The organism is Mycobacterium sp. NGS34 (assembly GCF_059812845.1).
Genome location: NZ_JCALDM010000005.1, coordinates 330293 through 350576 on the forward strand (window position 1 = coordinate 330293; position 20284 = coordinate 350576).

The 20284-nt window shown below is 68.4% G+C and carries 18 protein-coding genes; 7 read left to right on the forward strand and 11 right to left on the reverse strand.

All coding sequences use genetic code 11. The features are described 5' to 3' along the window. Positions 1 to 134: 134 nt before the first annotated feature. Positions 135 to 2018, forward strand: a complete 1884-nt coding sequence (locus AC5Y7V_RS15590) for an AMP-binding protein (RefSeq protein ID WP_499880923.1) — start codon at positions 135 to 137, stop codon at positions 2016 to 2018. 4 nt (positions 2019 to 2022) lie between these two features. On the opposite strand, the gene AC5Y7V_RS15595 is transcribed toward AC5Y7V_RS15590, so the two are convergent. Further along, the gene (locus AC5Y7V_RS15595; RefSeq protein ID WP_499880924.1) at positions 2023 to 2673 is read right to left on the reverse strand and encodes a TetR/AcrR family transcriptional regulator; all 651 of its coding nucleotides are present in this window, start codon (positions 2671 to 2673) and stop codon (positions 2023 to 2025) included. Positions 2674 to 2767: 94 nt separating this feature from the next. Between AC5Y7V_RS15595 and AC5Y7V_RS15600 the strand changes: the two genes are divergently transcribed. Continuing rightward, positions 2768 to 4033 carry a cytochrome P450 gene (locus AC5Y7V_RS15600; protein ID WP_499880925.1) on the forward strand — a complete coding sequence of 422 codons (1266 nt, stop codon included), beginning with the start codon at positions 2768 to 2770 and terminating at the stop codon, positions 4031 to 4033. Here the strand turns inward: AC5Y7V_RS15600 and AC5Y7V_RS15605 are convergent. Further along, the gene (locus tag AC5Y7V_RS15605; protein ID WP_499880926.1) at positions 4030 to 4881 is read right to left on the reverse strand and encodes an SIR2 family NAD-dependent protein deacylase; all 852 of its coding nucleotides are present in this window, start codon (positions 4879 to 4881) and stop codon (positions 4030 to 4032) included. The two genes, AC5Y7V_RS15600 and AC5Y7V_RS15605, sit on opposite strands and share 4 nt — an antisense overlap. Before the next feature lie 21 nt (positions 4882 to 4902). Beyond that, complete coding sequence (locus tag AC5Y7V_RS15610) at positions 4903 to 5448, reverse strand: cysteine hydrolase family protein (RefSeq protein ID WP_499880927.1); 546 nt, start codon at positions 5446 to 5448, stop codon at positions 4903 to 4905. A 59-nt stretch (positions 5449 to 5507) separates the two neighbouring features. On the opposite strand from AC5Y7V_RS15610, the gene AC5Y7V_RS15615 reads away from it, so the two are divergent. After that, a complete protein-coding gene (locus tag AC5Y7V_RS15615) occupies positions 5508 to 7550 on the forward strand; it encodes an NAD(+) synthase (RefSeq protein WP_499880928.1) in 2043 nt (680 codons plus the stop codon). 16 nt (positions 7551 to 7566) lie between these two features. Here the strand turns inward: AC5Y7V_RS15615 and AC5Y7V_RS15620 are convergent, their stop codons facing one another. The 6 genes from AC5Y7V_RS15620 to AC5Y7V_RS15645 all read right to left on the reverse strand — a co-directional run bounded on the left by AC5Y7V_RS15620 (position 7567) and on the right by AC5Y7V_RS15645 (position 12771). Beyond that, positions 7567 to 7974 carry a hypothetical protein gene (locus tag AC5Y7V_RS15620; RefSeq protein ID WP_499880929.1) on the reverse strand — a complete coding sequence of 136 codons (408 nt, stop codon included), beginning with the start codon at positions 7972 to 7974 and terminating at the stop codon, positions 7567 to 7569. 134 nt (positions 7975 to 8108) lie between these two features. Continuing rightward, positions 8109 to 8648, reverse strand: a complete 540-nt coding sequence (locus AC5Y7V_RS15625; RefSeq protein ID WP_499880930.1) for a YbhB/YbcL family Raf kinase inhibitor-like protein — start codon at positions 8646 to 8648, stop codon at positions 8109 to 8111. Beyond that, positions 8648 to 9208 (reverse strand): LeuD/DmdB family oxidoreductase small subunit, encoded by a 561-nt coding sequence (locus AC5Y7V_RS15630; protein WP_499880931.1) that lies wholly within the window; start codon positions 9206 to 9208, stop codon positions 8648 to 8650. Before AC5Y7V_RS15630 ends, AC5Y7V_RS15625 begins: the two co-directional genes overlap by 1 nt. After that, positions 9205 to 10452 carry a 3-isopropylmalate dehydratase large subunit gene (locus tag AC5Y7V_RS15635; RefSeq protein WP_499880932.1) on the reverse strand — a complete coding sequence of 416 codons (1248 nt, stop codon included), beginning with the start codon at positions 10450 to 10452 and terminating at the stop codon, positions 9205 to 9207. Before AC5Y7V_RS15635 ends, AC5Y7V_RS15630 begins: the two co-directional genes overlap by 4 nt. Next, positions 10443 to 11330, reverse strand: coding sequence for an isocitrate lyase/PEP mutase family protein (locus AC5Y7V_RS15640; protein WP_499880933.1), 888 nt, complete (start codon positions 11328 to 11330; stop codon positions 10443 to 10445). Before AC5Y7V_RS15640 ends, AC5Y7V_RS15635 begins: the two co-directional genes overlap by 10 nt. Positions 11331 to 11340: 10 nt before the next feature. Next, positions 11341 to 12771 (reverse strand): MmgE/PrpD family protein, encoded by a 1431-nt coding sequence (locus AC5Y7V_RS15645; RefSeq protein WP_499880934.1) that lies wholly within the window; start codon positions 12769 to 12771, stop codon positions 11341 to 11343. Between the two features lie 70 nt (positions 12772 to 12841). On the opposite strand from AC5Y7V_RS15645, the gene AC5Y7V_RS15650 reads away from it, so the two are divergent. Beyond that, complete coding sequence (locus tag AC5Y7V_RS15650) at positions 12842 to 13660, forward strand: GntR family transcriptional regulator (RefSeq protein WP_499880935.1); 819 nt, start codon at positions 12842 to 12844, stop codon at positions 13658 to 13660. Here the strand turns inward: AC5Y7V_RS15650 and AC5Y7V_RS15655 are convergent. Together AC5Y7V_RS15655 and AC5Y7V_RS15660 are read right to left on the reverse strand one after the other, a co-directional pair. Further along, complete coding sequence (locus tag AC5Y7V_RS15655; protein WP_499880936.1) at positions 13657 to 14274, reverse strand: methyltransferase family protein; 618 nt, start codon at positions 14272 to 14274, stop codon at positions 13657 to 13659. The two genes, AC5Y7V_RS15650 and AC5Y7V_RS15655, sit on opposite strands and share 4 nt — an antisense overlap. A gap of 39 nt (positions 14275 to 14313) precedes the next feature. Continuing rightward, on the reverse strand, positions 14314 to 15213 hold the full coding sequence (locus tag AC5Y7V_RS15660; RefSeq protein ID WP_499880937.1) for a ribokinase: 900 nt from the start codon (positions 15211 to 15213) through the stop codon (positions 14314 to 14316). A gap of 133 nt (positions 15214 to 15346) precedes the next feature. Between AC5Y7V_RS15660 and AC5Y7V_RS15665 the strand changes: the two genes are divergently transcribed. Genes AC5Y7V_RS15665 through AC5Y7V_RS15675 form a run of 3 tightly spaced genes read left to right on the forward strand, consistent with a single transcriptional unit; the run spans position 15347 to position 20263 of the window. After that, on the forward strand, positions 15347 to 17566 hold the full coding sequence (locus AC5Y7V_RS15665) for an adenylate/guanylate cyclase domain-containing protein (RefSeq protein WP_499880938.1): 2220 nt from the start codon (positions 15347 to 15349) through the stop codon (positions 17564 to 17566). Then, positions 17566 to 18969 carry a mechanosensitive ion channel family protein gene (locus AC5Y7V_RS15670; protein WP_499880939.1) on the forward strand — a complete coding sequence of 468 codons (1404 nt, stop codon included), beginning with the start codon at positions 17566 to 17568 and terminating at the stop codon, positions 18967 to 18969. Before AC5Y7V_RS15665 ends, AC5Y7V_RS15670 begins: the two co-directional genes overlap by 1 nt. 46 nt (positions 18970 to 19015) lie before the next feature. After that, a complete protein-coding gene (locus AC5Y7V_RS15675; RefSeq protein WP_499880940.1) occupies positions 19016 to 20263 on the forward strand; it encodes a glutamate-5-semialdehyde dehydrogenase in 1248 nt (415 codons plus the stop codon). Positions 20264 to 20284: the final 21 nt, after the last annotated feature.

Here is a 20284-nt window from a genome sequence, read left to right on the forward strand (position 1 = left end):
TAGTTAGGGCCCTAACTATGTTGTTCCGATCACAGGCGTCGCTGAAGCGGCCGATGGCCCTATCGCCCCGCGGGTTCCGGCCCTATCATCTGGCAATCATCTGGCAGAGTCACCTTCGTCCGCAGAGGAAACAAATGAACGGTTATCGCGACCTCTACCAGTCCAGCCTCAATGACCCGGCGGCATTCTGGGCCGATGCCGCGTCGGCCGTGACATGGATCCGGTCGCCACAACGGATCCTCGACGACAGTCACCCGCCGTTCTACCGCTGGTTTCCCGACGCGGAACTCAACACCTGTGCCAACGCGCTCGACCGGCACGTCGATGCCGGCCGCGGCAGCACGCCGGCGCTGATCTACGACTCACCCGTGACGGCCACCAAGCGCACCTTCTCGTATGCCGAATTGCTGGACCTCACATCGCGTTTCGCCGGGGTCCTGCGCGACCTGGGAGTGGGCAAGGGCGACCGCGTGGTCATCTACATGCCGATGATTCCCGAGGCCGCCATCGCAATGCTGGCGTGCGCCCGGATCGGCGCCGTGCATTCCGTCGTCTTCGGGGGATTTTCCGCGCACGAACTCGCCGCCCGGATCGACAACGCCCGTCCCACGGTGATCGTGTCGGCGTCGTGCGGCATCGAGCCGACCCGGTTGGTCGAATACAAACCGATGCTCGACGCGGCGATCGACGCCAGCGCGCATCCGCCGCGGCACTGCGTCATCGTGCAACGAGAGCAGCTGCGCTGCGGCATGGTCGAAGGGCGCGACCAGGACTGGGAGACGCTGATCGGCCGGGCCGAACCCGCGCCGGCCGTCGCCGTCGCCGCGACGGACCCGCTGTACATCCTGCACACCTCGGGGACCACGGGTAAACCCAAAGGCGTCATGCGGGACAACGGCGGCCACGCGGTGGCGCTGCTGTGGAGCATGCGTCACATCTACGACATCGGCCCCGGCGACGTATTCTGGGCGGCCTCGGACGTCGGCTGGGTCGTCGGGCACTCCTACATCGTCTACGGCCCCCTCCTCGCGGGCGCCACCACCGTGCTCTACGAGGGCAAGCCGGTGGGAACCCCCGACCCCGGCGCCTTCTGGCGCGTGATAACCGAGCACGGCGTGAAGGCGCTCTTCACCGCGCCGACCGCCATTCGCGCTATCCGCAGGGACGACCCCGACGGCACCTGCCTGCAGCCATACGACCGCGCCAGCCTGCAGTCGCTGTTCCTCGCCGGGGAGCGGCTCGACCCCGACACGTACCTCTGGGCGTCGGAAAAACTCGGCGTCCGCGTCATCGACCACTGGTGGCAGACCGAGACCGGGTGGGCCATCGCGGCCAATCCCATTGGCGCGGAGGAGCTTCCGGTCAAGCCCGGTTCGCCTGGCGTGCCCATGCCGGGCTACCGCGTCGCGATTCTTCAGCCCGACGGTACCGGCTGCTCGCCCGGTGAGGAGGGTGCGATCTGCCTGAGTCTGCCGCTGCCGCCCGGTACCTTCCCGACGCTCTGGCAGGACGACGCACGGTACGAATCGTCATACCTGTGTGAGCATCCCGGCTACTACCTGACCGGCGACGGCGGATACGTCGACGAGGACGGCTACCTGTTCGTCATGGGCCGCATCGACGACGTGATCAACGTGGCCGGTCACCGACTATCCACCGGCGCATTGGAAGCGGTGCTGGCGTCCCATCCCGCCGTCGCCGAAGCCGCGGTGATCGGCGTCGCCGACGACATCAAGGGCCAGATCCCGCGCGGATTCGTCGTTTTGCAGGCCGGGTCGTCGCGGGATGGGCTGGAAGACGAGTTGGTCGCGCTGGTGCGTGACGAGATCGGCGCGGTCGCGTGCCTGAAGCGGGTCGACATCGTCTCGGCATTGCCGAAGACGCGCTCCGGCAAGATCCTGCGCAAGGCGATGCACCGGATTGCGCACGGTCACGACGACGAGATGCCCGCCACCATCGAGGATCCCAACGTGCTGCACGCCCTGCGCCCGGTCTTGAAGCCGGTGGGGAGCCGCTAACCGATCAGCTCGGTGGTATCGGCTTGAGATACAGTGCGCCCCAGATGATTTGGGCCAGGGACTCGGCCAGTTCGGCGTCGTAGGTGTCCGGGGCGGTCGGAAGATTCTGCTGGCAGGCGCGCTCGACCATCCAGGTCAGCGCGCTGGCCGTGGCGGTCGGGGGCAGCTCGGGGCGGATGGATCCGTCGGCCTGGCCGTCCTCGATGACACGGGTCACCCGGCCGGTGATCGCGGTCAGCAGATTTCGGTAGGTTGCCCCCACCACGGGGTCGTAGCCGGCCATTTCGTTCAGCGCGACGAGCACCGGTTGGTGGCGCCGGTAGTTTCCGATGATTCCGGCCATGGCCGCGCGGACGTCGTCGGGATCGTGCCGCCACGCCATGCTCCACCACCGGTCCGCGCTGGAGGCGAGGTCGGCGAACACCTGGCCGGCGAGCCGGCGCAGCAGGTGGCCCTTGTCCTCGAAGTAGATGTAGAAGCTGGCGCGCGAGATGCCGGCCTCGCTCGACAGCCGGTCCACGCTGATCTCGGTGAAACTGGTGCCGTCGCGCATCAGCCGCTCGGTGGCGTCCAGCAACCGGCGTTCCATCTGCTCGCGCCGCTGCTGACGTCCCTGTTCGCGATTGCCCTGCGGCTTTCGGGTAACGGACGGCATTCGCCCAGCATAGCCAGGGGTTCAACATATTGACTAGACGTAGTGTCTAATCATATTGTCAAGTGACTGGGGTCATAAGCGACGGAGGGCGACGATGACAGTGGCGACCGGGGTGTCCAGCAGCCGTGAATACGACGCGATCGATCTGTCGTCGCTCGCGTTCTGGTCGACGACCGCGGCCGAGCGGGAGCGCTCGTTCGCGGTGCTGCGGGCCGAGCGCCCGGTCAGCTGGCACCGTCCGGTCGAGGCTTCCCTGATGCCCGACCTCGACGACCCCGGCTATTGGGCGGTCACCAGGCGCGCGGACATCGTCGAGGTCAGCCGTAACAACGGCACGTTCCTGTCCGGCAAGGGGGTGATCTTCGAGAACGTCCCCGAGGAGCTGCTGGAAGCCTCGCAATCCTTCCTCGCGATGGATCCGCCGCGGCACACCAAGCTGCGCAAGGTAGTCAGCGCCGCCTTCACCCCGAGGCAGGTCCGCCGCATCGAGGACTCGATCAAGTCGAACGCGAAGACCATCGTCGAAGAGCTACGGGCGGCCGGCGGCGGTGCCGATTTCGTTGATCTGTGCGCCAAGCAGCTGCCCATCCGCACGCTGTCGGACATGGTCGGGATTCCGGAGTCCGAGCGCGAGCGCGTGGCGCATGCTGCCGACGCGCTGGTTTCCTGGGCCGACCCCGTCTACCTCGGCGGCCGCAACCCGCTGGAGGTGCTGGTCGAGAACCAGATATACCTCCACCAGGTCGCCGGCGCCCTGGCCGCCGAGCGACGCGAGCGACCCGGCGACGACCTGTTCAGCAGCCTGGTGAACGCCGAAGTGGACGGCGACCGGCTGTCGGACGCCGACGTGTCCGCGTTCTTCGTCCTGCTTGCCGTGGCCGGCAACGACACCACCCGGCAAACCACCAGCCACGCGATGAAGGCGCTCACCGACTTTCCCGAGCAGCGGGCCTGGCTGCGCGAGGACTTCGACAACCGGATCGGCACGGCCGTCGAGGAGTTCGTCCGCTGGGCGACGCCCGTCATGACCTTCCGCCGCACGGCGGCCACGGATGTCGAGCTGGGCGGTCAGAGCATCCGGGCGGGCGAGAAGGTGGTCATGTTTTATTCGTCCGGCAACTGGGACACCGACGCGTTCGACGAGCCGGACCGTTTCGACCTCGGTCGCAACCCCAACCCGCACGTCGGCTTCGGCGGCGGTGGGGTGCACTTCTGCCTCGGCGCGCATGTGGCCCGGGCGCAACTGCGCGCCATCTTCGGCGAACTGCTCGCTCAGCTGCCCGAAATCCAGGCGGGCGAACCGGCCTACGTGCCGGGCAATTTCATCCACGCGATCCGCAGCATGCCTGTCAGCTTCTAAGGCGTGGGCGCCAGCGCCCCCAACTCGCACGCCAGCAGCGTCAGCAGCTCCGAGCACCCGCCGTCGACCTTCACGGTGGCCAGGTCGTCGCCGCGGGTGGGGCCGCGGTTGACGATGGCGATCGGGAGGCCCAGCGCGGCAGCGTGCCGCACGAATCGATAGCCGGAGAACACCGTCAGCGACGAGCCGGCGACCAGCAGCGCCTCGGCGCGGTCGACCAACGAATATGCCTCCGCCACAACATCTTTGGGCACGCTCTCGCCGAAGTAGACGATGTCGGGCTTGAGCATGCCGCCGCAGCGCGGGCAGTCGAGGTAGCGGAACGACGCGGTGTCGGCGATGACGGCATCGGCGTCGGGAGCCACCGCCAGCCCGCCCACGGCCTCCGCGCGTTCGATGAAGCCCGGGTTGAGCACCTCGAGTTCTTCGGCGAGCGCGGCCCGGCTCATCCCGTACCGGCAGCCCAGGCAGACGACGTGCGCGTAGGTGCCGTGCAGGTTGACGACGTTGCGGCTGCCGGCCTTGGTGTGCAGCAGGTCGACGTTCTGGGTGATCACCCCGGTCACCACCGAGGCGCGCTCCAGCGCGGCCAGCGCCCGGTGCCCGGCGTTGGGCGCGGTGTGGTCCATGTGGCGCCACCCGACGTGGTTGCGCGCCCAATACCGCTGCCGGAACAGCGGATCCGAGGTGAACTGGCCGATGGTCATGGGGTTGCTCGGCGGCGAATCGGGGCCGCGGTAGTCGGGGATGCCCGAGTCGGTGGACATCCCGGCACCGGTCAGCACCGCGACCCGGCGGCCGGCGAGCAGCGCGACGAGTTCGGGCGATTCCGCGCGGCTGGAGGTCACCCGTCCGAGGGTACGGGCAATTCAGGACGGGTCGAGGCAGTCGGCCGCCGAGGTGAGCTCGGCGGACATGTTCTGCTGCATCATCTTCAGCGCCGCCTCACCCAGATCGGGGTCGATGTGGGCGACGGCGTCGGCCGGGATCACGACGGGGAAGTGGCGCACGTAGGCGTCGAGCGCGGTGTACAGGATGCACTGCTCGGTGACCTGGCCGGTGAGGATCAACCGCTTGGTCTCCAGCCGACCGAGCAGATAGGCCAGCGCCGTCGCGTAGAAGGCGCTGTGCCGGACCTTCGTCATCACCCGGCAGTCGTCGCTCGGCACGATCGGTTTGATCAGGTCGGGCCGCGCCCCATCGAGCGCGGATCCGACGATGTCGGAGAACTGGGCGGTGAAATCGCCGTAGTTGTCGTTGACGTAGACCACGTCGACGCCGTCGGCGTCCCGCGCCCGGCGGATCAGGTCGGCGAGCGGGTCCATGATTTTCTCGACATTGGGTATCAGATCTTCAGCATCGGGATGCTGATACGTGTTCATCATGTCGACCACGACGAGGGCGGTATCGCTCATGCCGTTGGGGATACCCGGCGGCGACGAGTTGACGCCCGTCGGGCGACAATGGGAGGGTCATGGACTTTTACAACGCCTACCACCAGGGTTTTGTCCGCGTCGCCGCCTGCACGCACCACACCGCGATCGGCGATCCGGCGGCCAACGCCGAGTCGGTGCTGCGGTTGGCCGGCCAATGCCACGACGACGGCGTCGCCGTGGCCGTCTTCCCGGAGCTGACGCTGTCCGGGTACTCCATCGAGGACATCGTCCTGCAAGATCTCCTGCTCGACGACGTCGAAGCCGCCGTCGCCGACGTAGTGGCGGCGTCGGCCGACCTGCTGCCGGTGCTGGTCGTCGGCGCCCCGCTGCGCTACCGGCATCGGATCTACAACACCGCGGTGGTCATCCACCGCGGCGAGGTGCTCGGCGTCGCGCCCAAGTCATACCTGCCCACCTATCGCGAGTTCTACGAGCGCCGCCAGCTCGCGCCCGGCAACGACGAGCGCGGCATCATCCGCATCGGCGAGCTCGAGGCCCCGTTCGGTCCCGATCTGCTGTTCGCCGCGTCCGACCTGCCGGGCTTGGTGTTGCACGTCGAAATCTGCGAGGACATGTTCGTGCCGATCCCGCCCAGCGCGGAGGCGGCGCTGGCGGGCGCGACGGTGCTGGCCAACCTGTCCGGGAGCCCGATCACGATCGGGCGCGCCGAGGATCGCTGCCTGCTGGCGCGCTCGGCGTCGTCACGGTGCCTGGCCGCCTATGTGTACGCCGCCGCGGGCGAGGGCGAATCGACCACCGACCTGGCCTGGGACGGCCAGACCATGGTCTGGGAGAACGGCGTGCTGCTCGCCACGTCCGAGCGTTTCCCGAAAGGGGAGCGGCGCAGCGTCGCCGACGTCGACCTCGAACTGCTTCGCGCCGAACGGCTACGGATGGGCACCTTCGACGACAACCGGCGCCACCACCGGACGACGGCGGAGTCGTTCCGGCGCATCGAGTTCCGGCTCGACCCGCCCGGCGGCGACATCGGGCTGCGCCGCGAGATCGAGCGCTTCCCGTTCGTGCCGGCCGATCCGCAACGGCTGGAACAGGATTGCTACGAGGCCTACAACATTCAGGTGTCGGGGCTCGAGCAGCGGCTGCGCGCGCTGGACTACCCGAAGCTGGTCATCGGGATCTCCGGCGGGCTGGATTCGACGCACGCGCTGATCGTCGCCGCCCGCGCGATGGACCGCGAGGAACGACCGCGCAGCGACATCCTGGCGTTCACGCTGCCCGGCTTCGCGACGGGAGATCGCACCAAGCGCAACGCGATCGAGCTGTGCCGCGCGCTGGGCGTCACCTTCTCCGAGATCGACATCACCGAGACCGCGCAACTCATGCTCAAGGAGATGGACCACCCGTTCTCGCGCGGCGAGAAGGTCTACGACGTCACCTTCGAGAACGTCCAGGCCGGCCTGCGCACGGACTACTTGTTCCGGCTGGCCAACCAGCGCGGGGGGATCGTGCTGGGCACCGGCGACCTCTCGGAGCTGGGGTTGGGCTGGTCGACGTACGGGGTGGGCGACCAGATGTCGCACTACAACGTCAACGGCGGCGTCCCCAAGACGTTGATTCAGCACCTGATCCGCTGGGTGATTTCGTCGGGCCAGTTCGAATCGGATGTGTGCGAGGTGCTGCAGTCGGTGCTGGACACCGAGATCACGCCGGAGCTCGTCCCTAGTGGCGAGGAGGAGGAGCTGCAGAGCAGCGAGGCCAAAGTCGGACCCTTTGCCCTGCAAGACTTTTCGCTGTTCCACGTGCTGCGCTTCGGGTTCCGGCCGTCGAAGATCGCGTTCTTGGCCTGGCGCGCGTGGAGCGACCCCGAGCAGGGCAACTGGCCGGCGGGATTCCCCGAGGACAAGCGGCCGGCGTACTCGCTCAAGGAGATCCGGCACTGGCTGGGCGTGTTCGTGCAGCGGTTCTACTCGTTCAGCCAGTTCAAGCGCTCCGCGTTGCCGAATGGCCCCAAGGTGTCGCACGGTGGCGCGCTGTCGCCGCGCGGCGATTGGCGCGCCCCGTCGGACATGTCCGCGCGCATCTGGCTCGACGAGATCGAGCGCGAGGTTCCAGAGGACTAGCGGGGGCTGGGCGGGCTTACGCCTTCGCGCGGCGCCAGCCCTGGTATTGCAGTTCCGCGAACAGCAGCGTGTAGGCGCCGGCCGCCAGGTTCAACGCGACGCCGGCCGACGTCAGTGGGAAGACGTCCGCGAGGACGAGAACGATGGAGCCCGCCGTGTACAGCAGGTTGGCGATGATGACGCCCAGGCCGGCGCGCCGTACCGACGGTAAGGCGGCCAGCCCGAACACGACCGCGCCGTAGGCGATCAAGAACGCGGCCACGCCGTACTCGAACGCCTTCGTGGTGCCGGATAGGTTAGCCAGCCAGCCGGCCAGCGGGATACCGGCCAGGCCCACCAGTCCGCTGATGACGGCGTCGGCACGCATGGCAAAACGGAGCAACCCGTCGCGAGTTCCCCTGCGGTCAATGGTGGTGGTGGACATCGTGTTCCTTCCTCGAACGTTGACACGGGTCACGCTGCTCGGAAACCGCTGCCAGATCGACGCCAGACGCTGCCAACCACTGCCAACCGCAGGTCAGCGGCACATTGGGTGAGCTAATGGTCAGGGCGCCCGCGTTAACGTTCGTACGTGCCGGTCAGGGTGCCGCGGGCCAGCACGTGGCCGGCCATCGCCGCCAGCAACGCCTTGGCCGTGGTGACGGTGTCGCGGACGGGCTCGTCGATCGCGAACACATGGAACCGGTACCGGTGCGGCCCGTGGCCGGGAATCGGGCGTGGTCCGGCGTAGCCGCGATGGCCCAAATCGGCCCGGAGGAAACGCACTCCGGCGGCGCCCGGCTGCAACGCACCCGCGGCGACACCGTCGAGCGTCGGGTCGATCACCGCGATGGTGTGCAGCAGCGGCCGGGGCAGCGGAACGTCGATGTCGTCCATCACGAGCACCAGCTGCCGCGCCCCCGCCGGCACCCCGTCCCAGCTCAGCGGCGGCGAGGCGTTGTCGCCGACGCCCTTGCCCGCGCTGGACGTCGGCATCGCACCGCCGTCGTCGAACGCCGGGCTGGTCACCGCGATCGACTCCGACGCGTCAAAAGCGCTGCCGGCCAATGGGCTTCGGCCCGCGCCCGCCCGCACTCCGCGCAGCAACCGCCCCAACATCAGGCGCCGCTGCCGGCGCCGCGCATGGCGACCGTGCTCGACCGCAGGACATCGCCGAGTTCGGCCGGCAGGTAGCCCTGCTCGGCCAAGCGCGGCAGCACGCCGCCGCTTTCGACGATCTCGAGGATCAAATCGGGCAGCCTGGGGACGCTGCCCGAGTCTCCCGTGGTGTCGTTTCGCCAGGTCCCCGCGGTCAGGTCGAAGGTCGCGGTGTCGCCCTCGCGGAAGACCTCGGTGGCGTTGGGCACGGTCATCGCCGGCAGGCCGGCGTTGACCGCGTTGCGGAAGAACAACGAGTTGAATTCCTCGGCGACCAGGCCGGCGACTCCGAGCTCGGTGAACAGTGCCGCGACCGGACGCGACGATCCGAGCCCGAAGTTCCTGCCCGCCACCACGATGTCGCCCGCTGAGACCTCGTCGGTCCAGCCCGGGCGCACCTCGTAGAAGATGTGCTTGGCCGCCTCGGGCGGGTCCATCTTCATGGCGAACGCCGGGTACATGGCGTCGGTGTTGAGGTTGTCGCCGAACACCCAGAGCTTCCCGCTGAACGAGACCGTCATGCCGTCACGCTCCTCGGGTCCGTGATGTAGCCGGTGATCGCGGACGCGGCGACGGTCGCCGGTGAGGCCATGAAGATCTCCGCCTCGGTGCTGCCCATGCGTCCGGTGAAGTTGCGGGTGCTCGACGTGATGCACACCTCGCCGGGGCCCACCACACCCATGTGGTAGCCGAAGCACGCGCCGCACGTCGAGTTGGTGATCACCGCGCCGGCGTCCGCGAGGTCCTGCAAGTACCCCAACCGCATGGCCTCCCGGTACACCGCCTGCGAGGCGGGCGTGACCAGCAGCCGCACCCCGGGCGCGACGGTCTTGCCGCGCAACACTTCCGCGGCAATCTCGAGGTCCTCGAGTTGGCCGTTCGCGCACGACCCGATGAACGCCTGGTCCACCTTCTGCCGGTCCAGCCGCGACACGGGCAGCCCGTTGCGGCTGACGGTTCCCGGCCGCGCGACGTAGGGTTCCAACGTCGACAGGTCGATGCGCCGGACGTCGCGGTAGTTCGCGTCGGAATCCGGTGCGGCCGCGTCATATCCGGCGACGCCGGCGTCGTCGAGGAAGCCGGCCAGCACCGCGTCGGGTTCGAAGGTGCTGAAGTCGGCCGACACCTCGGCGCCCTGGGTGGCGATGGTGCGCCGATCGTGCATCGGGATCCCGGCCAGGCCGGCGCCGCCGAATTCGAGATTCAGGTTGGGCGCGTCGCCGTACTCGTTGGCGATGTGCAGGAAGATGTCCTTGCCGCTCACCGTGTTCGGTTTGACGCCGTCGAGTTCGTAGCGGATCGTCGGCGCCACCTGAAACCACGTCGTGCCGGTGCACATGATCGAGTACACCTCGGCGGGGCCCAGGCCCCGCGCCGCGGTGTTGTAGGCGCCCGCGGCGCACGTGTGAGAGTCGGTGCAGGCCAGGATCTCTCCCGGGCGCGCCAGCCCGTTCTCGGCGATCACCTGGTGGCAGATGCCGTGCCGGCCCACATCATAAAAACGCTCGATGCCGAAGTCGGCGACGAACTTTCGGGCGTGCCCGCCGCCGGCGGCATCCTTGATCGTCGGCGCGGGAACGGCGTGGTCCATGACGACCGCCAGCTTGTCGGGGTCGTGGATCCGGTTGGGCGGTATCCACATGGTGGCGAACTGCAGGTCGATCAGGACGGTCATGTCGACGTCGACCACGACGGTGTCGCCCGGGGCCACCGAGTCCAGCCCGGCCTTGCGGGCGAAGATCTTTTCGACGACGGTCATGCCCATGAGCGGTCCTCGGTGTGTGCGTACTTGTCGTCGAGGGCGAGCCACTCCGCCATGCCGACCAGGTTGAAGAAGTCTCCGGGACTGTTCGGCAGATGGGCTGCGGCGTCCGCGCCGTTGAGTTCGCAAAGGCTTTGCAGCATGCCCAATGTCGCCTGAATCAGCAGATTGCTCGGATGGATGGCGATCGCGTAACCCAGCTCCTGCAGCCGCGAAGCGGACTGCAGCGGCGTCATGCCGCCCAGCACGAGATTGATCAGCAGGGGAGCCTCGACTTCGCGTGCGATGCGGTCGATCTCGTCGGCGTCCTGCGGCGCTTCGACGAAGATGATGTCGGCGCCAGCTTGCGCGTACCGGTTGGCGCGCTCGATCGCGGCGGCCAGGCCGAGCGGGGCGCGCGCGTCGGTGCGGGCCACCACCAGCAGGGCGTCATCGGACCGGGCGTCCAGGGCGGCGGCGAGCGTCTGCTCGAACACCGCGGCGTCGACGACCTGCTTGTCCGGCAAGTGACCGCACCGCTTGGGAAACACCTGGTCTTCCAGCTGGATAGCCGCCACTCCGGCCGCGTCGTAGGAGCGGACCGTGCGCACCACGTTCATGGGCGCGCCGTAGCCGGTGTCGGCGTCGGCAATCAGCGGAACGTCGCCCAGCGCGCCGGTGATCATCCGGACCCGGTCGGCCATTTCGGTCGCGGTGACCAGTCCGATGTCGGGCAGGCCAAAACCCGACGCCGCGACGCCGGCACCGGTCATGTAGGCAGCGACGTGGCCCGTCCGTTTGGTCAGCCGCGCGGAGATCCCGTCGAAAACGCCTGGTGCGACGATGAGTTCGCGCATGGCAAGCAGCTCTTTCAGCCGCCGGCGGGCCGATGTCGTGGCCATATCCGTCCTTTCAGTCCAGTGCCCCCGCGACGGGGGCGGCGAGTAGGTCGACCAACAGGCCGATGTCGTCGAGGTCGTCCAGCCCGATCACCGCGCGCTCGATCGCGTCGGCGCGCCCGCGGCCGGTGACCCGGTCGGCGAGCGCGTGGAACTTCGCCACCAGCTCGCCGTTGGTGACGGGTTCGTTGGGCGCGCCGTGCGGCAGGTCCACGCGGGCGCGATGCACGGCGCCGTCGCGAGTGGTCACCGCGACCTCGGTGCGGAACTTCTCGGTGATGCCGGCGTGGGCCAACGACTCGTCGAGGTGCACTGTCGTCGCGGCGATCAGCGACCAGATGTCATCGGAATCGAGGCGGGCAGGCGTGAATTGCTCCGGCAGGACGTCGCCGTCGAGCAGCGCCGCCGCGGTCGCGTATCCGATGTTCATCTGGGCGCCGATCGGGGTGAGCGGCCGCCGGGGCCGCCACCAACCGTGCTTGAAGATGGTCTCGCCGACGGTGATGTCGATCGTTGAAATGTCCTCCGGTGCAACCGAAGTGCGCAGCCGCCGGGCGGCGTCGATCGCGCCGTGCAGCCCGCCCATCGCGGCGTAGGACTTGACCATGATGACGGTGGTTTCCCAGCGCTGGCCGAGCTGCCCGGTGAGCAGCGAGGCGTCGGGATCGTGGCCCTCGCCGAAAACGCTGAGAAACCCGCCGTATTCGCGCTCGAACACCCGCTTGATGCCGGTATAGCCGGCCGCCGCTAGGCCCGCGGCGTAGAAGCCGTTGCGCGCCGCCAGGCCGTGATGCATGCGCTTGCTCATGGCCTCGTACTGCGCGGCCATCAACCCCGCGGACTGGGTGCCGGCCAGGCCGAGGGCGTCCTCCAGCTGCGCCGGCGACAGGCCGCGCAGCTTGCCGGATGCCACGGCCGCCGAGTGGGTCCCGAAGACCGAGCCGGAGTGCCAGCCGCGGTCCAGCATCTGGGTGCCGTGCAGCGTGTAGCCGACGCGGGGGCCGACCTCGAACCCGGCGATCGCCGCCAGCAGAAGGTCGGCGCCCCTCGTGCCCATCGGCCGCGCCGACGCCGTCGACAGCAGTGCCGGGATGAGCAGCGAGCAGCTGTGCAGCGGCGCCAGGGGATGGAAGTCGTCGAGCTCGAAGCCCTGGATGAAGGTGCCATTGAGGACCGCCGCCGCCGGCGGCCCGGCCGTGCGACCGGTGCCGATCACGGGGGTGTCGCCGGGGCCCTCCATGGCGAACACCGCCTCGGTGGCGACGCGAGACCAGGGCAATTGAGCCCCGACCAGTGCGCAACCGAGGCCGTCCAACATCAGGTGTTTGGCCCGCTCCACCACGCTCGGCGGGACGTCGTCGAGCGTGAGGTCGGCGACCCAGGTGGCCAGCCGGCCTGTCGGCCCCGCCGGATCGGTGGCGGGTTGCTGTTGCACCGCGGTCATCGTTTCTCCCCCGAGATGGCAAGTTGTTATATACATATAACAACTGATGCCCAGGCGCAAGTGAGGTGGTGTGGAAACATTGACGACCGTGCGGCAGAGCGGGGACAGGGTGGGACAGGTGTCCACCGCCGCGGGGGTGCCCTTGCATCGGCAGCTGTTCCTGGTGCTGCACGACGAGATCGACCGCGGCGCCATCGCCCCGGGCGAGGCGTTGCCCACCGAGCAGACGCTCTGCGATCAGTTCGGGGTGTCCCGCATCACGGTCCGCCGGGCGCTGGCGGACCTCGTTGCGCAGGGATACATCGAACGCAGGCACGGCGTCGGATCGTTTGTGCGCGAGCACAGTCCGTCGGACCTGCCGGCGGGCGGCTCGTACCTGGAAGGGCTGCGCCAGACCCAATTCGAAACCGAGGTCGACGTGGTCGAGGTCGGGACGCGGCGCCCGCCGCGGGCCATCGCCGAGGCGCTCCGGGCGTCCGGCGAGCTGCTGCAGATCGCGCGGGTGCGCCGGCAACGCCGCACCGGCGAGCCGTTGATGGTCACCGACGCCTGGCTGCCGGTGGATCTCGCCGGCGCCCTGACCGAGCCCGCGCTGCGCCAAGCGCCGCTGTATGAGTTGCTCTCGGATGCCGGGATCGTCGTGGATCGCATCCGGCACGAAATCACCGCCGAAATCGCCGGCCCGCGCAACGCGCGCCTGTTGGACACCGCGATCGGCGCCGCGCTGCTGCGCGTCAACCGGCTGGCGTTCGTGGCGGACGCGCCGCATCACCACTTGTCGGTGCTGTTATCGCCCAGCCGCAGCCGCGTGCTGCTCAGCCAGACGGCGGACGAATTGGAAACGGGCGATGGCTTGACAATCGCCCACGACGTGGCGGCGCCGCGCTAGCGAACGAGCCCGACCCCGGGGACGAACCGACCCACCCTGGCGGCGTAGGCGCGGTAGGCGTCACCGTGCGTCCGCAACAGGTACGGCTCCTCGACGCGACGGACCTGCAGCTCGATCGTTGCGACCAGCAAGATAAGACCCGCGAACGCAACAACATTGGGCGTCACCAGCACGATGCCGAAGCCGAAGGTGAACATCGCGGTGTAGATGGGGTTGCGGATCTGGCCGAACACGCCGGTGTGCAGCAGCGTCGTCGTCTCCCTCGGGTCCACCCCGATCCGCCAGGAATCACCCATCTCCAGTTGCGCGTACACCGTCGCGGCGATGCCGGCCGTCGCCACCACGATGCCCACGGTCTGGATCCAGGCCTCGTCGAGCCAGCCGACGGGTTCAACGACCCTGGCCTCCTGCACGATTGGGGCGCTGACCGCCACCGCGAGCGCGGCGACGAAGCCGACGCCGGCCAGGCGTTCCAACACGCCACCGGTACGGATGCCGCGAAAACCGGTCGAGCCGGTCCGCCGATACTGCAGCCAACTGCGCCAGCCGAATCCGAGGATTCCGAATATCGCGAAGAGCACCAAGGCCATGTCGGCGGCGGCTGTCGCCGGCATGCAAGCTCCCAAAACCGCAGGCATCGCAGCGAGGGTACATCAATCGGTTTGGTCAGGAAAAGCGTCCCGCACCGCGGTGTCGATCGCGGCTGCGCGCGGGGCGCAGTCACCGGCGCCGGGCACCAGGGTCGCCAGCGCGCCCGCGGCGCAGGCGCGCTGCAGCGCGGCCAATCGCCCTGCCCTCGAAGCCGGATGCGGGCAGTCGCCGCGCGGCCAACTCGCGGCCAGCACCCCGGCGAACACGTCGCCCGCGCCGGTGGTGTCAACGGCTTTGACCTTCGGCGCCGGTACGGCGAAATCGCCGTCTTCGCCGACGTAGTGCGCGCCGCGCGCCCCCAGGGTGATCACAAAGTGGGCCGGCCGCCACGGCCAGCATTCGGCCTCGGCTTCGTTGGCGATCACCACGTCCGTGGCGGCCGCCAGTTCGGCCAATTGGCCTTGGTCCTGCCCGGCCGGTGAGGCGTTGACGACGACCACCGCCCCCGCCGAGCGGGCTTTGCGCGCCGCCGCCGCGGCCGTCGGCACCGGAATCTCCAACTGCGTCAAGAGAACATCGCAGGTGCCGACCGCCCGGCAAGCGTCGGCCGGTGTCAGCCGCCCGTTGGCCCCCGGCGCGACGACGATGGTGTTCTCGGCCCCGGTGTCGACCACGACGACGGCGGTACCGCTCGGCCCCGAAACCTCGACCGACCCGTCGAGCCCAACACCGTTCGCCCGCAGGTGGGCCCGCAACCGCGCGCCGGCCGCGTCGTCGCCGAGCGCGCCGACGAACCGCACGCGCGCGCCCGCGCGGGCCGCCGCCACCGCCTGGTTGGCGCCCTTGCCGCCGGGAGCGGAGTTCAGCGACGAGGCCAACACCGTCTCGCCCGACCGCGGCAGGGCATCGACGTCGAACGTCAGGTCCATGTTCACGCTGCCGACCACGCAGACCCGCGCCATGACGGCGACGTTAGTCGGGCCGCTCCGGTATTTTGCGCTAATCGTTCGCGGCATTCGCCAATATCGTGATGTCCGCGCGTTAGTCTGCAGCGTGATCGGTATCAATCCGGTCGGAAGGAAGGGGGAAAGGCGAATGACGTTGACCGAGCCGAAAATGGCCGAACCGGCGTCTGAAAACACGCCGGAAACCGCCCCTGAATCCGTGTCGCCCGAAAAGCCGCGCCGGGGTGCGCGCCGGCCGCTGGTGTGGCACCGCTTCCGCTTCGGCATCCAGTCCAAGATCCTCATCGCGATGCTCCTCTCGGGCATCCTCGGTGTGTCCGTGATCGGGCTGATCGGCGCGATATCAGGCCGCAACGCGCTGCGGCAGGTCGAGTCCGAGCGGCTGATCGAGTTGCGCGAGTCGCAGAAGAGGCAGGTCCAGGCGCTGTTCCGGGAAGTGACGAATTCCCTGATCGTCTACAGCAGCGGATTCAGCATCAACGAGGCCACCGCGGCGTTGACGGCGGGCTTCAACCAATTGGGAAATTCGACGATCACCCCCGCCCAACAGCAGGAGCTCGTCAACTACTACCAGAACCAGATGATCGCGCCGATCAAACGGATCAACGGCAACGAGATCGACCTCAACGCGGTGCTGCCGACTTCCCCGTCGCAGAAATACATTCAGGCGTATTACACCGCGCCGCCGAGGCCGACGCCCGACTCGTTGCCCGTCGAGGACGCGGGTGACGGCAGCGCATGGTCGGCGGCCAACGCGCGCTTCGATTTCTACATGCGCTCCATCGTCACCCGCTTCGATTATCGCGACGCGCTGTTGCTCGACATGCAGGGCAACGTCGTCTACTCCGTCCGGAAGGGCCCCGACCTAGGGACCAACATCCTCACCGGGCCCTATCGCGAATCGAAGTTGCATGACGCGTACGACAAGGCGCTGCGCTCCAACGACGTGGACTTCGTCTGGATCACCGACTTTCAGCCCTATCAGCCGGCACTCGACGCGCCCACGGCGTGGGTGGTCTCGCCGGTCGGCATGAACGGCAAGATGGACGGTGTCATGGCCCTTCCGGTGCCGATCGCGAAGATCAACAACATCATGACCGCCAACAGGCACTGGCAAGCCGCCGGCATGGGCGCCGCGACCGAGACCTATCTGGCCGGCGCCGACGGCCTGATGCGTTCGGACTCACGGGAATTCCTGGAAAACCCACAGCAATACAAGCGAGACGCCATCGACGCCGGCACGGCGCCCGACGTCGTCGAAAGGGCGATCCGGCTGGGCGGCACGACGCTGGTGCAGCCGGTCGACACCGCGGGTCTTCGCGCCGCCAAGCGCGGGGAGAGCGGCACGATGAGCTCCGTCGACTACACCGGCAACAAGGAATTGGAGGCCTATGCCCCACTGGACATTCCCAATTCCGACCTGCACTGGTCGATCCTGGCCACGCGGGACGACTCGGACGCATTTGCGCGGCTGGGCAGGTTCAGCAAGACACTCGTGATTGCGGTCACCGCGCTGGTGTTCGTGATCAGCGTCGCCTCGATGGTGATCGCCGGGACGGCGATGCGGCCGGTCCGGCGCCTGGAGGAGGGCACGCGAAAGATCAGCTCCGGCGACTACGACGTCAACATTCCGGTCATGGCGCGCGACGAAATCGGCGACCTCACAGCGGCTTTCAATGAGATGAGCCGCAACCTCGCGATCAAGGAAGAGCTGCTCAACGAGCAGCGCAACGAAAACAACCGCCTGCTGCTGGCGCTGATGCCGGAGTCGATCGTCCAGCGGTACCGCGAGGGCGAGGCGACCATCGCCCAGAAGCACCAGGACGTCGCCATCATCTTCGCCGACATCGCCGGGCTGGACGAGCTCTCCAACGACCTGCCGGGCGACGAGCTGGTGGGGATCGTCGACGAGCTGTTCCGGCAGTTCGATTCCGCCGCGGAAACCCTTGGCGTCGAACGGATCCGCACCTTCCACAACGGCTACCTCGCCACCTGCGGGGTGATCACCCCGCGATTGGACAGCATTCACCGGACCGTCGACTTCGCCATCGAGATGCGCCGCATCATCGAGCGGTTCAACAGCCAGACCGGCCACGAGTTGGGCCTTCGGGTCGGGATCAACACCGGCAACGTCATCAGCGGGCTGGTGGGCCGATCGAGCCTCGTCTACGACATGTGGGGCGCCGCGGTCAGCCTCGCCTCCCAGATGCACAGGGGCGCAACGCAACCCGGCATCTATGTCAGCGCTCCGGTGTACGAGGCGATGCGTGACGTGCGGCAGTTCACGCCCGCCGGCACCATTTCGGTGGGCGGAACCGATCAGCCCATGTACAGGTTGTCGGAGCGGTGATGAACACCTGGAGCTCCTCCTGGTTCTACTGGGCGATCGGGATCGCGATCGGTTTCCCGGTCGGGCTGATCTTTCTGACCGAACTGCACCACACGCTGGTCCGCCGAAATAGCCGCGTGGCCAGGCAGGTTGGCCTGCTGCGCAATTACCTGCTGCCCCTGGTCGCGCTCTTGTTGCTGCTCGTCAAGGCGTCGCAGATTCCCGCCGGGGAGGTGCCGGTGCGGCTCCTCACCACGGTGTTCGGCTTCCTGGTGCTGGTGCTGATGCTGTCCGGCCTCAACGCCACGGTGTTCGAAGGCGCGCCCGAAGAGAGCTGGCGGGCGCGCATGCCCGCCATCTTCCTCGACGTCGCGCGGTTCGCGCTGATCGGCGTCGGGCTGGTGCTGATCCTGTCGTACATCTGGGGCGTGCGGGTCGGCGGCCTGTTCACCGCGCTGGGCGTCACCTCGGTCGTCATCGGCCTGATGTTGCAGAACTCCGTCGGCCAGATCGTGTCGGGCTTGTTCATGCTCTTCGAGCAGCCGTTCCGGATCAACGACTGGCTGGACACCGGGACCGCGAAGGGACGCGTCGTCGAGGTGAACTGGCGGGCGGTCCACATCGACACCGGCAGCGGAATGCGGGTGACGCCGAACTCGGTGCTGGCCACCACGGCGTTCACCAACCTGAGTCGCCCGGCGGGCACCCACAAACTGACGATGACGACTACGTTTTCGCCCGCCGACCCGCCCGATCAAGTTTGCGCAATGCTGTCGCGGGTTGCCCTCGGGCTGCCGCAGCTCAAGGCGGATAGCGCGCCCCGGTCGGTGCCCCTCGGCGCCGGCGAATACCGCACCTCCATCGGGCTGACCTCACCCGCCGACGACGGCGCCGCGAAAGCAACCTTCCTGCGCTGGATCTGGTACGCCGCACGGCGCGAGGGCCTGCACCTGGACAACAGCGACGACGACTACTCGACCCCGGAACGGGTGGAGAAAGCGCTGCGCACCGTGGTGGCGCCGGCATTGCGGCTGAACGCCGACGAACAGCGGTCGCTGCATTCCTGCGCGAAACTCGTCCGATACGGTGCCGACGAGACCGTGGAATACGCCGGTCAGATTCCGAGCGGCATGACGTTTCTGGTCGAGGGCCGCGTGCAGCTGACCGCGCTGGCCGACGATGGATCGATCATCCCGATCAGCACGCTGCTCGAGGGTTCGTTCCTGGGGTTGACCGCACTGACCCGGCAGCCGAACATGGCGAGCGCGTACGCGCTCGACGAGGTGACCGCGCTGGAGATCGATCGCGAACACGTCGAGCACCTGGTGATGCGTGAACCGTTGCTGCTACAGAACTTCGGCCACATCCTCGACGAGCGGCAGAGCAAAGTGCGGCAGGCGCGGCGGGGCGAGCGGGTTGCCTGAGGCTCCCGCTCTGACCTGGCCCGCAACGGACCGTTACCCTTAATAAATGAGTCTGCAAGCCCCAACGCGCCCTGACTTGCGCCGGGAGGTCCACGACGCCGCGCGCCGCGCCCGGGTCGCCGCCCGCGCGCTGGCGTTGTTGCCGACCGTCGCCAAGGACGCGGCGCTGCAGTCGGCGGCCGACGCGATCGGCGCCCACACCGAGCGGATCCTGGCGGCCAACGCCGAAGACCTCGACGCCGCCCGGGCCGCCGGCACGCCGGCCGCGATGCTCGACCGGTTGGCCCTGGACCGCAAGCGCGTCGACGGAATCGCCGCCGGCCTGCGCCAGGTCGCCGGGTTGCCGGACCCGGTCGGGGAGGTGCTGCGGGGCTACACCCTGCCCAACGGGCTGCACCTGCGCCAGCAGCGGGTTCCGCTCGGCGTGGTCGGCATGATCTACGAGGGCCGGCCCAACGTCACCGTCGACGCGTTCGGGCTGGCGCTCAAGTCCGGCAACGCGGTGCTGCTGCGCGGCAGCTCGTCGGCCGCGAAGTCCAACCAGGCGCTCGTCGACGTGTTGCGCGGGTCGCTGATCAGCGAGGACCTGCCCGCCGACGCGGTTCAGCTGCTCTCAGCCGCCGATCGATCCACGGTCACCCACCTCATCCAGGCGCGCGGCCTGGTCGACGTGGTGATCCCGCGCGGGGGAGCGAGCCTGATCGACGCGGTCGTGCGCGACGCCCGGGTCCCGACCATCGAGACCGGAGTCGGCAACTGCCACGTGTACGTGCACGAGTCCGCCGACCTGGACGTGGCGGAACGGATCCTGCTGAACTCCAAGACCCGTCGGCCCAGCGTCTGCAACGCCGCCGAGACGCTGCTGGTCGATTCCGCGATCGCCGGGGCAGCCATGCCCAGGCTGGTCGGCGCCCTGCAGGACGCCGGGGTGACGGTGCATCTCGACGCGGATGAATCCGACCTGCGCCGCGAATACCTGTCGATGGACATCGCGGTGGCCGTCGTCGACGACGTCGACGCTGCGATCGCCCACATCAACGAGTACGGCACCGGGCACACCGAGGCGATCGTGACAACGAATATGGCCGCGGCGCAACGCTTTAGCGACGGAGTCGACGCTGCCGCGGTGATGATCAACGCCTCGACGGCGTTCACCGACGGCGAGCAGTTCGGTTTCGGCGCCGAGATCGGCATCTCCACGCAGAAGCTGCATGCGCGCGGCCCGATGGGATTGCCGGAACTGACCTCGACCAAGTGGATCGCGTGGGGAGACGGGCAGACCCGCCCGGCCTGACGCCCAAAGCCATAGGAGAAC